The following is a 17,099-nucleotide window of genomic DNA, read 5'->3' on the forward strand; positions in this document are numbered from 1 at the left end:
AATGATTTATCTTTAGTAAAGTATCTAAAAAAACCACCATTAAGGTGGTTATAAATTTACTATTTATAATTTAACGTTTGATTTTAATTTTAAAACTGCTTCTGATATTCTTTTATTTCTAGTTTCTTGTTTTTTAGCACTTGTTATCCATTGATAGTATTTTTTCTTTGAAGAGTAAGATAGACTTTCATAAAATTTCATAGCATCTTCGTTTTCGCTAATAGCATTTTTAAAATCATCTGGTAATTCAATTACTCTTTCATCTTCATCTTTCTCAATTTCAACAAATACTTTATCTAAAGCTTCTTTACCTATTTCTTTTCTTATTGCTTTAGTTATCCCTATTATGTAACATCCTAGCCCCATATTTACTATAGACCCTCTATATTTGACTCCATCAAATTTTGCTTTTACTTTTACCCTTTTTGCCTTAAATTCTGCTTCAACATCAAATGGTATTTCAATGAATGTAGCATCTTTGTCTGGTACTTTCTGTATTACGGCTTCAAACTTATAGCTCATATTACACCCTCCAAGTACAGCTCTTTAGTATATATCTTCTCTAACTAGATAATCATTGTCATCTTGGTCTTTAAATGAGAACATCTTTCCATAAGGCATTATCATTAGTTCTCCTACTTCAACTTCATTTGATTTCATTTTATTATAAGTATTTTCTATGTCACTAGTACTTAAAATTATACTAGGATGATTAACATTTGCTTTTGGATTTTGAGATAGCATTAAATTTTTATCATATATAACAAATGTAGTAAATTCTTCTTCACTTGGTCCAACTTCTAGCCATTTCATAGAAGGCCCCATTGGTTGTTCAAATTTAACTATAAAGTTCATTTTTTTAGTCCAAAACTCTTTAGCCTCTTCTTGATTGTTAGCATATATAGTTATTTTTCCTATTTTGTTTATCATAAACTTGCCTCCTAAATTATTGTAAAAATCATATGTTTAACTTTTTATTTCAAATTATATAAATTAATTTGATGTAATACATAAAATATACTCTTTTAAAGATTATATACCCAAAAAAGCAAAATGTATATCTTATCATTATTAAAAATTATGCTAAATTTCTATCATTAACTTACATATTTTATATCATAAATAAATATAGGCTATGGAGATTGTTCCATAGCCTAAGTTTTTATCTTATTTATTTTAGTTTTAATAAGACAGCTTCTACTGATTGTTTTTGTATTAATATAAATTATTAGATTTTATTATTTATTTACCAGCTATTGATAGTTCCTTAACTATAACAGAAGGAGAACCAACATTACTCATAGGGAATTTTAAATCACTTCCAACTACTTCTATATCTTTTAATAATTCAAAGTAATTTCCTGCAACAGTTATTTGTTCTATAGGATGAGTTTTAGCTCCATCTTTTATATAAAACCCTTTAGCGGCCAATGAAAAATCTCCACTTATAGGATTAGCCCCAGAGTGAAGTCCTGCTAAATCAGTTATCATTATTCCCTCATCAACTATCTTCATAAGTTCGTCTAAATCCTTCTCTCCAGCTTCAATATATAAATTACTACATTCAACTCCTACATTTGATGCAAACGATGCTTTAAATCCATTACCAGTACTTTTAGTATTTGCTTTGTTTGCAGTTTTTAAGTTGTGAAGTAATGTATTTAATCTACCACTTGATACTAATTCCTTTTTGTAAGTTGCCACACCTTCATCATCAAAAGGAGTTGACCCTAATCCATTATCTAAAAGTGGGTTATCAACTATAGTTAAAACTTCACTTCCTATAATCTCACCTTCTTTGTCCTTAAGAAGAGATAATCCCCTTTGTGCAGCATCTGCACTAAATGTATTTGAGAAAGTTTCAAGAAGTGATGCCATAGCATCTTTATATAGTATAGTTTTATATTTTTTAGATTCTATACTACTTCCATTTAATTTACTTATAGCTTCATTAATACCATCTTTAGCTATTTCTTTTGGATTTAAGTTTTCTATAGAATTAACTATAGAGTATCCTATACCATCTTGTTTTTGACCATTATCTTCAACAACAGGTACAACATAAGCCATTAATATATTACTTTTATTATTAAGCTCTAATCCATTAGTGTTATATATACTATGACTAGATGAACTATATGATATTTTACAACCATTTATATTAACAACCTTATCGTAAGACTTAGCTTCTTTTTCTAAATTAAGTACTAAATCTATCATTTTAGCTGGATCTATGTTTTCTAAATCTTCACTGTAAGTTTTAACTTCGCTATAATCTTTATCACCTTTATATATAAACTGAACATCATCACTTTCTACATTTAAAGCACTTTCTTTAGCATTTTTTATAAGCATATTTAAGGCATCAAAATCTAGTATTTCAGTAAAAGAATATCCCATTTTACCATTTATTAATCCTCTAAAAGAAAGTCCCTTAGACTTTTCTAAGTTATACTTTTCAACTTCACCCTCATAAACACTTATACTTAAGCTTTCTCCTTGAGTGTAGTATATTTCACACTCACTAAATCCAGCTTCTAATCCTTTTTTAAGCAACATTTTTCTAAAAGCATTAAATTCCATAACTATTCCTCCTCTCTTCCACCAACTGTTATTTCTTTTACTCTTATCATTGGTTGACCTACGTTAGTTGGTATACTTCCAGAAGATGAACCACACATACCTTGTGCTTGTTTTAGATTGTTTCCAACCATGTCTATATTCATTAAAACCTCGCTACCTTTTCCTATTAAACTAGCACCTCTTACAGGTTCTACTATTTCACCATTTTTAACTAAATAACCTTCTGATACTGAGAAGTTAAATTCACCAGTTACAGGGTTTACAGAACCTCCACCCATTTTTTTTGCATATAATCCATTGTCTATAGATTTTATTATATCTTTAGGATCATCAGTACCATTTGCTATATAAGTATTAGTCATTCTTGAAGTCGGTGCAAATTTATAGCTTTGACGTCTACTACTTCCAGTAGCTTTCATATTCATCCTTCTACCATTTAATTTATCTATCATATATGATTTTAATATTCCATTTTCTATTAATACATTCTTTTTAGTAGGATTTCCTTCATCATCAATATTTGCTGAACCCCAGTGATTAGTTAGTGTTCCATCATCTATTGCAGTTACCTTAGTTGATGCAATTTGCTCTCCTAATTTATTTGAAAATACAGAATTTCCTTTAGCAACAGAAGTAGCCTCTAGTGAATGACCACAGGCCTCATGAAATATAACTCCACCAAATCCATTATCTATTGCTACTGTCATTTTACCTGCTGGGCAGTTTTTAGCGTTTAGCATTGTTACTGCCACACGAGATGCTTCTTTTCCGTAGTATTCTGGGTCTATTTTTTCAAATAATTCAAATCCCATGCTCGCACCAGGACCCTCAAAACCTGTTTGATTTTCAGTTTCATTAGATGCTACTGAATTTATAGATAGTCTAGTTCTTATTCTTCTATCTTCTACGTATAGGCCTTCTGTGTTTGCTATTAACACTTGTTGGTCTTTATCTAAGTATCCAACACTTACTTGAGATATTGAACTATCATATGATTTTGCACTTTTATATGCCCTTTTCATAACGTCTATCTTTTTGTTATATCCTACAGAATTTGGATGTACCTTTATAGGATTTATATCTGTTAAAATTTTAGTATTATTTAAAGTTATGCTTATATTTTCCTTTAAACTACCTAATGCTAAAGCTGCCTTATAAGCTGTATCAATTAGTGAGTTTAAGCTATTGTCATTAGTATAAGCATATACACTTTTTAATCCTTTAAATATTCTAATTCCTATACCGTAACTTCTTCCCCCTAGTGCATTTTCTATTTTTTCATCTATTAAACCTATAGAGTTAGTTATAGTGTCTTCTTCAAATATCTCAGCAAAGTCAGCACCTGTTATTAGGCACTTTTCTAATACTTTGGTTGCTATTTCTTTAGATAACATAATTTTCCTCCTATTTACTCGTATATTTATATTATATATATAAAAACACCCGTATACAATGTATATGGGTGTCCTATATTTAAATGATTTATTTATAAGTTATTTACAATACTTATTTTTAAGTTCTATATATTGATTTATTTCTTCTTCACTAGGTCCTACTTTACCATGAAAATCTAATCCTTCTTTTCTAACTCCATATTTTCTATATGCATTAAACTTGTACTTACACTTATTTTTAATAATTTTTGAAACTTCCATTACAGTTTCTTCATTATTTAAATTAGGAGCTATAACAGTTCTAACTTCGTAAATTTTATCTATACTTAAAAGATATTTTAAATTTCTTAACACTATATCATTACTTACTCCTGTTAATTTAATATGCTCGTCTTCATCAATACTTTTAACATCTAACATAAATTTATCAGTTAAATCAACAAGTTCTTTATGCTCTGTTAAGTCTATGCTTCCATTAGTATCTATAAAACAAGTAAGGTTTAATTCATCTTTGACTTTTTTAAATAATTTTACTAAAAAATCTGAGTTAAGAGTACATTCACCACCACTTACAGTTATCCCTTGAATAAATGGACTTATTTCTTTAATTTCTTCAAAAAGTTTATCTACTGAATAATCTTTAGTTTTAGGGCTTGATAAATTATCACATGCTTTAATGCAATCGTCACATCCTACACATTTTTTTTCATCCCAAACTAGTTTATTATCTATCTTAAATAATGCATCTGCTTTACAAGTTAAAATACACTTACCACAATTTATACACTTATTTATAGTTTCTGGATTATGACAGTAAGTACATTTAAAATTACAACCTTGAAAAAATATAGCTGTTCTATTTCCCGGTCCATCTATACAAGAAAAAGGAATAATCTTATTGACTAGTGCCATAATTAAGCCCTACGCTTTCTATCAAAAGCTTTAGAACCATATTTTGCATTCATACCAAATACTGTTGCATTGTTTTTAACTGCCTTTTTATTTTCAAGTTGATTAACTTCTGATTTTTTAACTAAATATCCTGTAACACGAACAACATCACTACTATCTGAATAAGCTGATATATATCTTATTCCAGTTTTAAATGCCCCATCTATAACATTAACTATAGCTTCTAGGTTATCTTTATATGTATCTTCAAACACAAATATATCACCTATTCCATTGAAAAAGTACTTATGATATGGCGCTGATTGTATAATATGTTTAAATAGTTCAGGTTCTTCTCCTACTGGAATTCTACATCCCGGTGATATCCCTGTATCTGTATCTATTCCAACTTGAGCGTGCATTAAGTGTTGACCATCAAAACAACCTGTATACTTTGATTTATGTGAAGTTACTATAGAGTTAATCTTTTCTATTATTCTTAATCCTAATTTATTAGCTTCTTTTGAATATCCAAATCTATCATCTTGATTAGTTGCATTTAATAAGTGATTTACAGCTTCAGCAAGTCCAACTATACCAAACATTCCCGAGAATAAATCTTTTTTGATAAATCCTTCTAATACAAGGAAGTTTGATTTGAAAAATGCTGCTTCTTCTACTAAAAATCTTATTCTCTCATCTATATACTCAAGCATCTTTTGTGTAACAAAAGGTATTTTATTTTCTATAAAATCATCTACAGAACTTGATTCCTCTGCTAATCTACTAAGAACAAGTCTAACTAGGGTATATCCCCCTCCACCTATTAAAAATCCATTATAACAACTTGCAAGTGCATATTTTTCAGTTTTAAAATCAACAACATCCATTTTATGATTTGCAAAACTTGGCTTAGCTGTAGATAATGCCGTTTGTGCACATAATGTTATAAATTCTTTTGATGTTAAGTCTTTATCATATTTAACAGTTAAATTTGGCACTGCACATTGTAACGCTCTCATAGCTTTAAGTATAAGCCTACCAGCTTTAGTGTCTATTGGACCTATATTTGCATGAACAAATGAATCAGTAAGCGTTCTGTCTATGTGTTTTAAGTATAATTTTATAGCCTTATAAGCTTCTTCTTCATCTTTTACAAAAGGTTCTAAAAGCTCATCTATATTCCCTAAATATACTGGATATGATGTTATTGATGGAACATGCTTGTAAAATATTAATAAGTTATTAGTTGCTTCCCATATATCAGTAGGTATATCAAGTTCTAAAAACTTACATCCTTCTTTCATTAGTTTTTCATAATCTGGTATAACATATCTTGGTCTATAAGGAGCATTACCTTCAAACATTGTGCATATTATATTTTTTTCTAGTAAAGGCTTTGTTTTGTCATCTATATTTAATACATTAAGAGTACTTTCTCCTTGACCTGCTAGCTGTAATACTTGTTGATTATAAGTTAAAGTTTCATTTTTTATAATGTTTAGTGCTTGATTCATAGATTTTCCCCCTATAATTTATATTAATTATTTACTTTTAATTGAATCTAGTTTATTTAATAATTTATAAAACTGCTCTTTATTTATTGATATATATTTTCTACTTACACAAATTAATTTTTCTTCTTTTAATTCTTTTAAATTTCTATTTATTGTTCTTATAGAAAATCCTAATACTGAGCCTATTTCTTCTCTTGTTTTATAAATATATACGACATCATTTTCTTCACTTTCAAATATATCTATTAAATAATTTATTAGTGAATATATTGCTGGGTATGCCAAAACTTCTCCTTTGTTTAAAGATTGTTCATACATACTTTTTGATACAAAGTGTAATACTTTTAATGTTAAATCTTGGTCTAAATTAATCCATTTTATAAAATCACTTGTGGAAATTTTGAGCATTATACAATCTGTTATGGTTTTAAGCGTTGATGAATAAGATTGTTTATTTGCCATAATTTCCATAACACCTATATATGCTATAGAATCTACATCAGCAAACCTATATACAAATCCATTTTCAAATTCATTTCTAACTTGCATTTTTCCATTAAGACTTATATATATGTCTTTTATATTTTCGCCTTTTAATGCTACTATTTTTTCCTTTTCAATTTTTATAATCTCACATTTATTTTTTATGTTATTAGGTATTTTATTTATAAATTCTTTTGTATGTTTATCTTGTGTATAACTAGAGAACACACTATCTTGCATATTTTAAATTTCTCCTAACAATTTAACTTTTATTTTATTTTATCATTCTTTTACAAAAGTAAAAGGACATATGTCCCTTTATATTTTAAATAATAGCTATAATAATACCTATATTAAAAGAAATACGATTAGAAATAGATTTATTGAACTTACTTTAGACAATGTATTTCACTTTAAGTTTAATGAAACTATTTTATAATTGGAAAATAATTAAATATTGTATATAATATAATCAAAGTTCGCAATTGTTATATAATATGAAATAAAGATATTTTAGATATCATATATATTAATATGAACTTGTTATAATATTTCATAAATAAAAATTCTAGGGGGACTTCGTATGAATACAGCAACATTTCTAGAAATATTAACAGTAGCAGAAAAACTAAAATGCAATACTAGGCACTCGTGGACATCGAGTGGACGACATGAAAGTGTAGCAGAGCATAGCTGGCGTATTGCGTTAATGGCATTATTAATGCGTGATGAATTTCCAGAGATTGATATGAATAAGGTAATTCGTATGTGTTTGATTCATGATTTAGGGGAAGCCTTTACTGGTGATATTCCTGCTTTTGACAAGAAAGAAGAAGATAGTGAAAAAGAGGATGAGATATTTTTTAAGTGGATTGCAACTTTCCCTACTCCTTATCGTGAGGAATTCACAGAGCTTTTAAAGGAAATGAATGAACTAAAGACTGATGAAGCAAAGCTTTACAAAGCATTAGATAATTTAGAAGCAGTCATTCAGCATAACGAGGCGGATATTAGTACTTGGATTCCGCTAGAATATGACTTACAGTTTACTTATGGTGCAGATAAGGTTAAATTTTCTCCTTATTTAAAAGAGCTTAAGAAAGAAATAGATAAAAGAACTACAGAAAAAATAACTCAAAAGAATGAAGCTTAGTTATTTAAAATAAAGGCTATGTTAGCTAACTTTGTTATAAATAGCAATTTAAAATAACTCTATCTTAGTCATTGAAATGTTGAATATACTAAGATAGAGTTATCTCTTAATTTATTAATATTATTTTTTAATATCTTCTGTTGTAAGTATTGCTTTCTTATCTATCCCTGAATATTGATAACCTGTAACTTTAATTCCAACAAATCCAACTAATACTGCTAATGCTATTCCTATGATTATTTTTTTACCTTTTGATTTCATTTTTTATCCCCCATGATATATATTTTCTTGAATTATTTTTCAATTATAAAATAGTTATATAAAGCAGACAACTATACTATATACTTAACTTATTTTTTAAATTGTTTATCATTGACATAGTCTTATGATTTACGCCTTTATCTGGATGATGTTTATGGCTTAATAATTTAATGGCTTCTTTTCTTCTGTATCTATATCTAATTTTTCGTCACTACAAAAAATAAATTTAAATTATCTATATTTAGTTATTTCATTAATTCTTATTAAAATTTACTATAGCCTACCAAAGTCTCTAAATTTTTTAGGTGTCATTCCTGTAAACCTTTTAAATATTTTAGTAAAGTAGCTTTGATCGTTAAAATGTAGTAATACAGATATTTCTAAAATTGAATAACCATCTGATAAAAGCAACCTTTTTGCCTCTTCAATTTTTTCTTTTAAAATATATTCACTTATAGTAATCCCCATCTCTTTTTTAAAAAGCCTAGATATATAGCTAGGATTAAAATTAATATATTCACAAATATCCTCTAAAGATATATTACTATATAAATTTTGATATATAAAAGAAATGCAAGCTAGTATTGGACTTGAAAAATTTTTATTCTTCAAAATACGAACTCTATCTGCAAAATCACAAGCCATAGTTATTCTCAAATTATTCAAATCATTAAGTGTATTAAGCTCCTCAATATGTTGAATATAAGAATCACTAAGTGTATATGCAACTTCAGGATTCATTCCACCAGAAATTGCAGCACGAGTTACTAAGGTAGCGGTAGTAATTAATAAGTTTTTAACTGATCTTATTGAGTTATTCTTAGCTAAAACACCATAATTACCACTTACAGTATCACACAAAACTTTAATTAGTTTATCTTTGTTCCCAGTTCTTATACAGTCCATAATTGCCTCTTCATACACAAATGAATGATGAAAAACATCATTTTGCCTAGCTAAAGTGGCTATATTTTCAAAGTTACTAGAAATATTACTGATTATATCATTGTTATAAGAATTTATTTGTATAACATCATCAAAATCTAGCTTTTTATTATAAATTAAATAATAAGATAGAATACTTGTATTTATAAATGTATTAAAGTCTATAGTTGGTAAAGAGTTATAATATTTTAATAAAATATTCTTTTCTTCAAGGGTTATATTATGTTTAAAAATATTATCTATATTATCAAATTCAATTGGCTCATAAAGGCAAGGTCCAATAATAAAATTACCAATAAATTCATTATCAATACAAAGTCCAATAGATATAAAATTTTCCATATACTCTGTAGATTTAATCACAGGAACAGGTATAAATGTATTTAAGTTAAAAACTTCTGAAATAGATTTTATTAATCTATCATCAATTATACATAGATTATTCTTACTCTTTGTAGAGTACTTTAATGAACCATCTCTACTAAAAAAATATAAAGGTATTTTTAAAGTATCAAATATAATATTACAAATAAAATTTATATCATTACACATTTCTGTTTTTAAAATCATAAAAAATCCCCTTTAGTCAAAAAAATAATACAAAAGCAAAAATAATACAAAAATTATACTATTATTATTGATAATATATTATATATAACTAAACAATCAAGTCATACTTGATAGTGATATTTAAAATAATCATCAATAAGGTAAATTAAAGTAAAAAGGGGAATTATGACTATGAAAAAATGGAAAGAAATTAAAAAACAAGGCTATAATATTATCTTAAATGAAGGTGGTCAAAATATAGCTTATTCACCTAGCTCAGGAGTTAAAATAATTGAAGAAGATGGATATGCTTTTAAAAACTTAAGTAAAAGTGGAAAATTAGAAAAATATGAAGACTGGAGATTACCAGTAGAAGAAAGAGCTAAAGATTTAGCATCAAAAATGAGTATTGAGCAAATAGCAGGGCTAATGCTTTATAGTGCACATCAATCTATTTCAACTAAAGATGACTTTTTCTCTAAAGCATTTGCAGGTACATATAATGGTAAAAAGCTAGAGGAATGTGATGCTAAAATAACTGATTTAAGTGATCAACAAAAGAATTTCTTATTAAATGACAACTTAAGACATGTACTAATAACAGTAGTAAACGATGCCAAGACTTCCGCTATATGGAATAATAATGCGCAAGCTTTTGTAGAAAAAATAGGATTAGGAATACCAGTAAATACAAGTAGTGACCCAAGACATGGTGCAAGTGCAGATACAGAATTTAATGCAGGTGCAGGTGGAGATATTTCAAAATGGCCAGAGCCACTAGGTCTTGCTGCTACTTTTGATAGTGAATTAGTTCGAAATTTTGGACATATAGCAGCTAAAGAATATAGAGCTTTAGGAATAGCTACAGCTTTATCTCCACAGGTAGATATAGCAACAGAACCAAGATGGATGAGATTTAATGGTACTCTTGGAGAAGACCCAATTTTATCAAGAGATTTAGGAGAGGCTTATTGTGATGGCTTCCAAACTTCATATGGTGAAAGTGAGATAAATGATGGTTGGGGATATGATAGTGTAAATGCAATGGTTAAACATTGGCCAGGTGGAGGTAGTGGAGAAAGTGGTAGAGATGCTCACTATGCTTATGGTAAATTTGCTGTATATCCAGGAAATAACTTTGATGAACATCTAATACCTTTTACAGAAGGTGCATTTAAATTAAAAGGAAAAACTAAAAAAGCTTCTGCCGTAATGCCATACTACACTATATCTTATAACCAAGATAAGAAAAATGGTGAAAATGTAGGTAATTCATATAACAAATATATAATAAATGATTTATTAAGAGATGAATATAAATACGATGGAGTTGTATGTACAGACTGGTTAATTACTAAAGATAATCAAGTAATTGATGCCTTCATATCAGGAAAGTGTTGGGGTGTTGAAACTCTTTCAGAAGATGAAAGACACTACAAAGCACTTATGGCTGGTGTTGACCAGTTTGGAGGAAATAATGAAGTTAAACCAGTACTTAATGCATATAAAATGGGTGTTACGGAACATGGAGAAGAATTTATGCGTGCTAGATTTGAAAAATCAGCAGTAAGGTTACTACTTAATATTTTTAAAACAGGATTATTTGAAAATCCATATGTAGATGTAGATAAGTCTCAAGAATTAGTAGGTAACCCTGAATTTATGCAAGCTGGATATGATGCACAATTAAAATCATTAATTATGTTAAAAAATAAAAATAATGTACTTCCAATAAAGGAAAGAAAAAAAGTATATATTCCAAAAAGAAGAATAAAAGAAAGTAAAGACTGGTTTGGTAATGTAATACCTGCTAGAGAAATTGATCCTGTTAGTAAAGTTATAGTAGAAAAATACTTTGATGTTGTAGATGATGCAAAAGAAGCTGATTTTTCAATCGTATTTATAGAATCTCCTAAAACTGTTGGATATACAAAAGAAGAAGGATACTTACCAATAAGTTTACAATATAGACCTTATACTGCAGTAAATGCAAGAAAAACAAGTATTGCAGGAGGCGACCCATTAGAATCATCAACTAATAGATCTTACTTAGGAAAGACTAACTTTGCTAGTAACGAATCAGATTTAGATATAATATTAGAAACAAGAAAAGCTATTGGTAAAAAACCTGTGATAGTTTCTTTAAATATGACGAATCCAACTATAGTAGGAGAATTTGAGCAATATGTAGATGCAATAATTACAGACTTTGGTGCTCAAACACAAGCTATAATGGATATAATTAGTGGAAATGTAAATCCAAGTGGATTGTTACCATTTAATATGCCTGCTAATATGGAAACTGTAGAAAAGCAATGTGAAGATGTTCCTCATGATATGAAGTGTTATAGGGATGAATTAGGAAATGTATATAAATTTGCATATGGTCTTGATTTTAACGGAGTTATAAATGATGATAGAGTAGCAAAATATAAAATTAAATAAGTAATCTAATCTTTATAAATAAAAAACCTCGACAAGACATTTATGTATTGTCGAGGTTTTTATGATGGAGTTAAATCATTTTCATAAGTTTAGGTATAAATAAACTTATTTCTGGTATAAATGTTACTAACATAAGTACAACCAATATACCTACATAGAATGGTAATAAGTATTTTATTACATCTTCTAGTTTTGTTTTACCTACTTTACATCCAATAAACAGTGTATTTCCAACTGGCGGTGTTATATTACCTATACATAAGTTAAATATAAGCATTATACCAAATTGGACAGAGTCCATTCCAAAGTTTTTAGCTATTGGTAAAAATATTGGTGTAAATATTAATATTGCTGGAGTTAAGTCCATAAATGTACCCACTATTAATAATATTAAGTTCATTATTAATAATATTACAACTGGATTTGAAGATATTCCTAATAATAATTCTGTTATTGCACTTGGAATATTTGTAAATGCCATAACCCAAGACATTATTGATGATACCCCTATTAAGAATATTATTATCCCTGTCATTTCAACTGTTTCTAACAGTATTCTAGGCATATCTTTTACTTTTATAGATTTGTAGAAAAAGAATGATAATATGAAAGAATATACAACTGCAACTGCTGCTCCTTCTGTAGCTGTGAATATACCACCTACTATACCACCTATTATTACAAATATTAAAGCTAAACTAGGAAGTGCATCTATAAATATTTTCATAGCTTCACCAAAGCTTATCTTATATTTAGTTGAATACTTATACTTTTTCGCAAGTATAAATGCTACTACCATTACTGATAATCCCCATAATATTCCTGGTATATATCCAGCCATAAATAGTGCTGCTACTGATGTTCCTCCACTTACTAATGAATATATTATAAGTGAGTTACTTGGAGGGATTAAAAGCCCAGTTGGTGCAGATGCTATATTAACTGCCGCACTATAATTTTTATTATAACCTTCTTCTTCTTGAAGTGGAGACATTGTTCCACCGATTGCAGCAGCTGCTGCAACTGAAGAACCACTTACTGCTCCAAATAACATGTTTCCTACTACATTTGTATGCGCTAAAGATCCTGGTAATTTACCACTTAATACTTTTGCAAAGTTTACTAATTTTAACGCGATACCACCGTTGTTCATTATTATTCCTGCTAATACGAAAAATGGTATTGCTAATAATGAAAAACTACTTATTCCCGTAAATATTCTTTGTGCCCCAGTTAGTACTGCTACATCCCATGATAATGTAGTTAATATTCCAAATATAGATGCTACACCTATAGTTACAGATATTGGTATTCCTAATAAAAGCAGTATAGGAAACGCAATAGCTATAGCTGAACCTGCTTGAAATGCTAATTCCATAAACTTATCTCCCTCAGATTAATTATATTTTTTATTTCTACACAACGTTTTCATTCTTTCTATTTGATTGAGTTACCCCTCTGTTTGATTGAGTCATCTCTTGCTTTAAATCAATTAAGTTTAATATATTGTAAATAATCGTTATCACTCCTGATAATGGCAATGCTAAATATATATATCCCATAGATATTCCTAATGATGGTGATATTTGCCCCATAGCTAACATACTTATTTGAAGTCCACCTAATACTAAAACTAACGCTGAGAATATCATTACTACCAATTCTGTCATTACATTTAATATCATTTTTACTTTAGGGCTTTTTGATTCAAGTTTTTGTCTAAAAAATACCATAGTCATATGATCTTTTTTACCAAATACATAAGCTGAACCTAATAAAGCCATCCATACAAATGAATATATTAGTAAATCTTCTGATACTGTACTTGGATTATTTAGAACATAACGAGTTATTATTTGCCAAGTACCTAAAACTACCATAAATGCTAGTAGTGTCATACATATGACTTCTATTACTTTGTTTAACATATTTCTTAACTTATTCATCTTTTTTCCCCCTACTAGTATTTATTTACTTTTTGGTGCTTTTGCTTGTATTTTATCGTATATAACTTTTACTTCTTTGTCATTTTCAGTCATTTCTCTATGAAGTGGTAAAACTTTTTCTTTAAATGGTTCTGTATCTGGGTAGTAGAATTTAACCCCCATCTTTTTTGATTGTTCTACTGCTTCACTTACTTTATCTTCCCAAGCATCAACTTGGAATTTGTTTATTTCATCAACCGCATCTAATATTATATTTCTATGTTCTTCACTTAAATTATCTAATAACTTAGCATTCATTATTAATATGTCTGGAATCATACCATGTTGGTTATATGAATAATACTTTGCAACTTCTCCATGCTTATTATTAGTAAGTGCTAATTCATTATTTTCAGCGCCATCTATAACCTTTTGTTGAAGAGCAGTATAAACTTCTCCGAAACTCATTGGTGTAGCAGAACCACCTAATAATTCCATCATTCTTATGTTTGTTTGACTTTGTTGTACTCTTATTTTCTTCCCTTTTAAATCTTCTGGCTTCATTATAGGCTTATCTGTTGTGTACATATTTCTTGAGCCTGCATCAAACCATGTAAGACCAACAAATCCAGATTCTCTAGTTGACTCATATATATCACCCATTATATCTTTGTCATTCATTACAGAATGATAATGTTCTTTACTATTAAATAAGTATGGAAGGTTGAATACGCTATATGATTTATTAAAACTTTCAAGCAAACTTATACTTCCAACAGCTATATCTATAGCTCCTGTTTGAGTAAGTTCTACCGACTCACGCTGTCCACCTAATAACTCATTTGGGTATACTTGTATATCTATTTCATTATTAGTTTTATCTTCTACAATTTTTTCAAACTCTTTTAGTGCTAAGTGTATTGGATGTTCCTCACCTTGGTTGTGAGCAACCCTCATAACTCTTGCTTCATTGCCTTTACTTGAACTACATCCAACTACCGATAAACTAGTTATAGCTGCAAGTAAAATCACTTTAATCCTTTTATTCATATATAAATTCCCCCTAGGATTATTTTATAAAATATTTTTTAGCGTTGTTGTAACATATATCTTCTACTATATTGCCTAATATTTCTAAATCATATGCATATTCTCCATTTTCAACTAACTTTCCTAAGTAATTGCAAAGAATTCTTCTGAAATACTCATGTCTTGTAAATGATAAGAAACTTCTTGAATCTGTAAGCATTCCTACAAATTTACTAACTAAACCTAATTGTGAAAGTGCTATAAGCTGTCTTTCCATTCCATCCTTTTGGTCATTGAACCACCACCCAGATCCAAATTGAATTTTCCCTGCAACTTGTCCGCCTTGGAAGTTTCCAATCATAGTTCCTAATACTTCATTATCTTTTGGATTTAAGCAATAAAGAATAGTTTTAGGTAGATTATCTTCTACATCTAAGCTATCTAATAACCTCGATAAAGAATAAGCGATTTCCCCATCATCAATACTATCAAATCCTACATCCGCTCCAACAGAATTAAACATTCTAGTATTATTATTTCTAAGTGCACCTATATGAAGTTGCATTACCATATTTCTTTCACTATACATTTTCCCTAATTCTATTAATGTAAATGTTGTGTATTTTTGAGCATCTTCTATGCTTATTTCTTCTCCCGCTAAAACTTTAACAAATATACTCGCAACTTCCTCTTTGTTAGTAAGTTTAAAATAAACTCTTTCTAAACTATGGTCTGTTATATTACAACCATTGTCTACAAAGTAATTTAACCTTTTTTCTAATATTTCTATTAATTTATCATAATTTTTAATTTCTGTATCTTCTGTTTTTCCTAATAACTTTATGTAATCACAAAAATCTTTATTTTGTATCTTTAATGCTCTATCTGGTCTAAATGTAGGTCTTACCTCACACTCAAAACTATCATCAGCATTAATTTCTTTATGATATTTTAAATCATCAACTGGATCATCTGTAGTTCCTATATAAACTACATTAGATATACTTATTAATTTTCTGGCAGTTAAATTCTTTTTTACTATAGCATTATTGCATTTTTCCCAAATGTCTTTTGCAGTCTTTGCACTTAAAGTATCTTCAACATTAAAGTATCTTTTAAGTTCTAGATGTGACCAATGATATATAGGATTTCCTATTAAATAAGGCATCATATTTGCAAATTCATAGAATTTTTCAAAATCACTAGCATCACCAGTTATATATTTTTCATCTATTCCAAAACTTCTCATGGCTCTCCACTTATAATGATCATGGTATAACCACATTTGAGTTATATTTTCATATTCTTTATCTTCTGCTATTTCAACTGCTGGCAAGTGGCAGTGGTAATCAAATATCGGCATTTTTGAAGCATTATTATGATATAAGATTTTAGCTATCTCATTTGATAATATAAAATCTTGATCCATAAACTTTTTCATAACTTTCTCCTAAATTAATATTTTTAATATCGTTTTCTTACTACATTAAATATTAACATGCATCTTAATATTTTCTAATATATTTCATTATTTTACCTTTTATACTATTTTTTATAAAGAGTGTTTCGAAATAAAATTTATTTCAAAACACTACTTTTATTTTCATTATTTATTCTTATTTATAGCCTCTATTAATCCATTTATATAAACTGCTCCTAAAGCTCTATCATATAATCCATATCCTGGTCTTCCTGTTTCTCCCCATATCATTCTACCGTGGTCTGGTCTATATGGTCCTTTAAAGTCATAGTCGCAATATGCTTTAACTATTTCATAGAAATCAAGTGATCCATACTCAGATAAATGAGCCACTTCATTAAAGCTACTCTCTCCTGTTATTAATACGTTTCTTAAGTGTGCAAAGTTTATTCTATTTTTTTCTTTTCCAAAGTATTCAACCATTTTTACTACATCATTAGTACT

16 protein-coding genes are annotated in these 17,099 nt (G+C 28.4%); 2 read left to right on the forward strand and 14 right to left on the reverse strand.

Annotated features, from left to right (window positions below; genetic code table 11):
• Positions 1–63: 63 nt before the first annotated feature.
• From I4U66_RS12300 to I4U66_RS12330, 7 genes are all read right to left on the reverse strand, one after another.
• Entirely contained in the window at positions 64–522 is a 459-nt protein-coding gene (locus I4U66_RS12300; protein WP_195929019.1) for a YdeI/OmpD-associated family protein, read from the reverse strand.
• A gap of 24 nt (positions 523–546) precedes the next feature.
• Positions 547–930 (reverse strand): VOC family protein, encoded by a 384-nt coding sequence (locus tag I4U66_RS12305; protein WP_195929020.1) that lies wholly within the window; start codon positions 928–930, stop codon positions 547–549.
• 312 nt (positions 931–1,242) lie between these two features.
• Positions 1,243–2,583, reverse strand: coding sequence for a TldD/PmbA family protein (locus I4U66_RS12310; protein ID WP_195929022.1), 1,341 nt, complete (start codon positions 2,581–2,583; stop codon positions 1,243–1,245).
• 2 nt (positions 2,584–2,585) lie between these two features.
• The gene (locus I4U66_RS12315; protein WP_195929025.1) at positions 2,586–3,977 is read right to left on the reverse strand and encodes a TldD/PmbA family protein; all 1,392 of its coding nucleotides are present in this window, start codon (positions 3,975–3,977) and stop codon (positions 2,586–2,588) included.
• Positions 3,978–4,076: 99 nt separating this feature from the next.
• The gene (locus I4U66_RS12320) at positions 4,077–4,889 is read right to left on the reverse strand and encodes a YjjW family glycine radical enzyme activase (RefSeq protein WP_092925581.1); all 813 of its coding nucleotides are present in this window, start codon (positions 4,887–4,889) and stop codon (positions 4,077–4,079) included.
• Between the two features lie 2 nt (positions 4,890–4,891).
• A complete protein-coding gene (locus I4U66_RS12325) occupies positions 4,892–6,385 on the reverse strand; it encodes a YjjI family glycine radical enzyme (protein ID WP_195929027.1) in 1,494 nt (497 codons plus the stop codon).
• Between the two features lie 27 nt (positions 6,386–6,412).
• The gene (locus I4U66_RS12330; protein WP_092925577.1) at positions 6,413–7,108 is read right to left on the reverse strand and encodes a Crp/Fnr family transcriptional regulator; all 696 of its coding nucleotides are present in this window, start codon (positions 7,106–7,108) and stop codon (positions 6,413–6,415) included.
• Between the two features lie 343 nt (positions 7,109–7,451).
• Between I4U66_RS12330 and I4U66_RS12335 the strand changes: the two genes are divergently transcribed.
• Complete coding sequence (locus I4U66_RS12335) at positions 7,452–8,021, forward strand: HD domain-containing protein (protein ID WP_195929029.1); 570 nt, start codon at positions 7,452–7,454, stop codon at positions 8,019–8,021.
• Positions 8,022–8,141: 120 nt separating this feature from the next.
• Here I4U66_RS12335 and I4U66_RS12340 read toward each other — a convergent pair whose 3' ends face one another.
• Positions 8,142–8,282: a hypothetical protein gene (locus I4U66_RS12340; protein WP_176698675.1), complete on the reverse strand. Its 141-nt coding sequence runs from the start codon at positions 8,280–8,282 to the stop codon at positions 8,142–8,144.
• 273 nt (positions 8,283–8,555) lie between these two features.
• Complete coding sequence (locus tag I4U66_RS12345; RefSeq protein ID WP_195929031.1) at positions 8,556–9,797, reverse strand: helix-turn-helix domain-containing protein; 1,242 nt, start codon at positions 9,795–9,797, stop codon at positions 8,556–8,558.
• 171 nt (positions 9,798–9,968) lie between these two features.
• Here I4U66_RS12345 and I4U66_RS12350 point away from each other — a divergent pair, with 171 nt between their 5' ends.
• The gene (locus I4U66_RS12350) at positions 9,969–12,221 is read left to right on the forward strand and encodes a glycoside hydrolase family 3 protein (RefSeq protein WP_195929033.1); all 2,253 of its coding nucleotides are present in this window, start codon (positions 9,969–9,971) and stop codon (positions 12,219–12,221) included.
• Between the two features lie 70 nt (positions 12,222–12,291).
• On the opposite strand, the gene I4U66_RS12355 is transcribed toward I4U66_RS12350, so the two are convergent.
• The 5 genes from I4U66_RS12355 to I4U66_RS12375 all read right to left on the reverse strand — a co-directional run.
• Entirely contained in the window at positions 12,292–13,599 is a 1,308-nt protein-coding gene (locus tag I4U66_RS12355) for a TRAP transporter large permease (RefSeq protein ID WP_195929035.1), read from the reverse strand.
• Between the two features lie 37 nt (positions 13,600–13,636).
• Positions 13,637–14,167, reverse strand: a complete 531-nt coding sequence (locus tag I4U66_RS12360) for a TRAP transporter small permease (protein WP_195929037.1) — start codon at positions 14,165–14,167, stop codon at positions 13,637–13,639.
• A gap of 21 nt (positions 14,168–14,188) precedes the next feature.
• On the reverse strand, positions 14,189–15,196 hold the full coding sequence (locus I4U66_RS12365; protein ID WP_195929039.1) for a TRAP transporter substrate-binding protein: 1,008 nt from the start codon (positions 15,194–15,196) through the stop codon (positions 14,189–14,191).
• Between the two features lie 19 nt (positions 15,197–15,215).
• A complete protein-coding gene (gene uxaC / locus I4U66_RS12370; protein ID WP_195929041.1) occupies positions 15,216–16,616 on the reverse strand; it encodes a glucuronate isomerase in 1,401 nt (466 codons plus the stop codon).
• 165 nt (positions 16,617–16,781) lie between these two features.
• Positions 16,782–17,099, reverse strand: a 318-nt coding sequence (locus tag I4U66_RS12375) for a mannonate dehydratase (protein ID WP_195929044.1), incomplete at its 5' end; no start/stop codon positions are given.

The sequence above is a fragment of the Romboutsia sp. D33t1_170424_H2 genome (genome assembly GCF_015669105.1).
GTDB lineage: Bacteria > Bacillota > Clostridia > Peptostreptococcales > Peptostreptococcaceae > Romboutsia_C > Romboutsia_C hominis.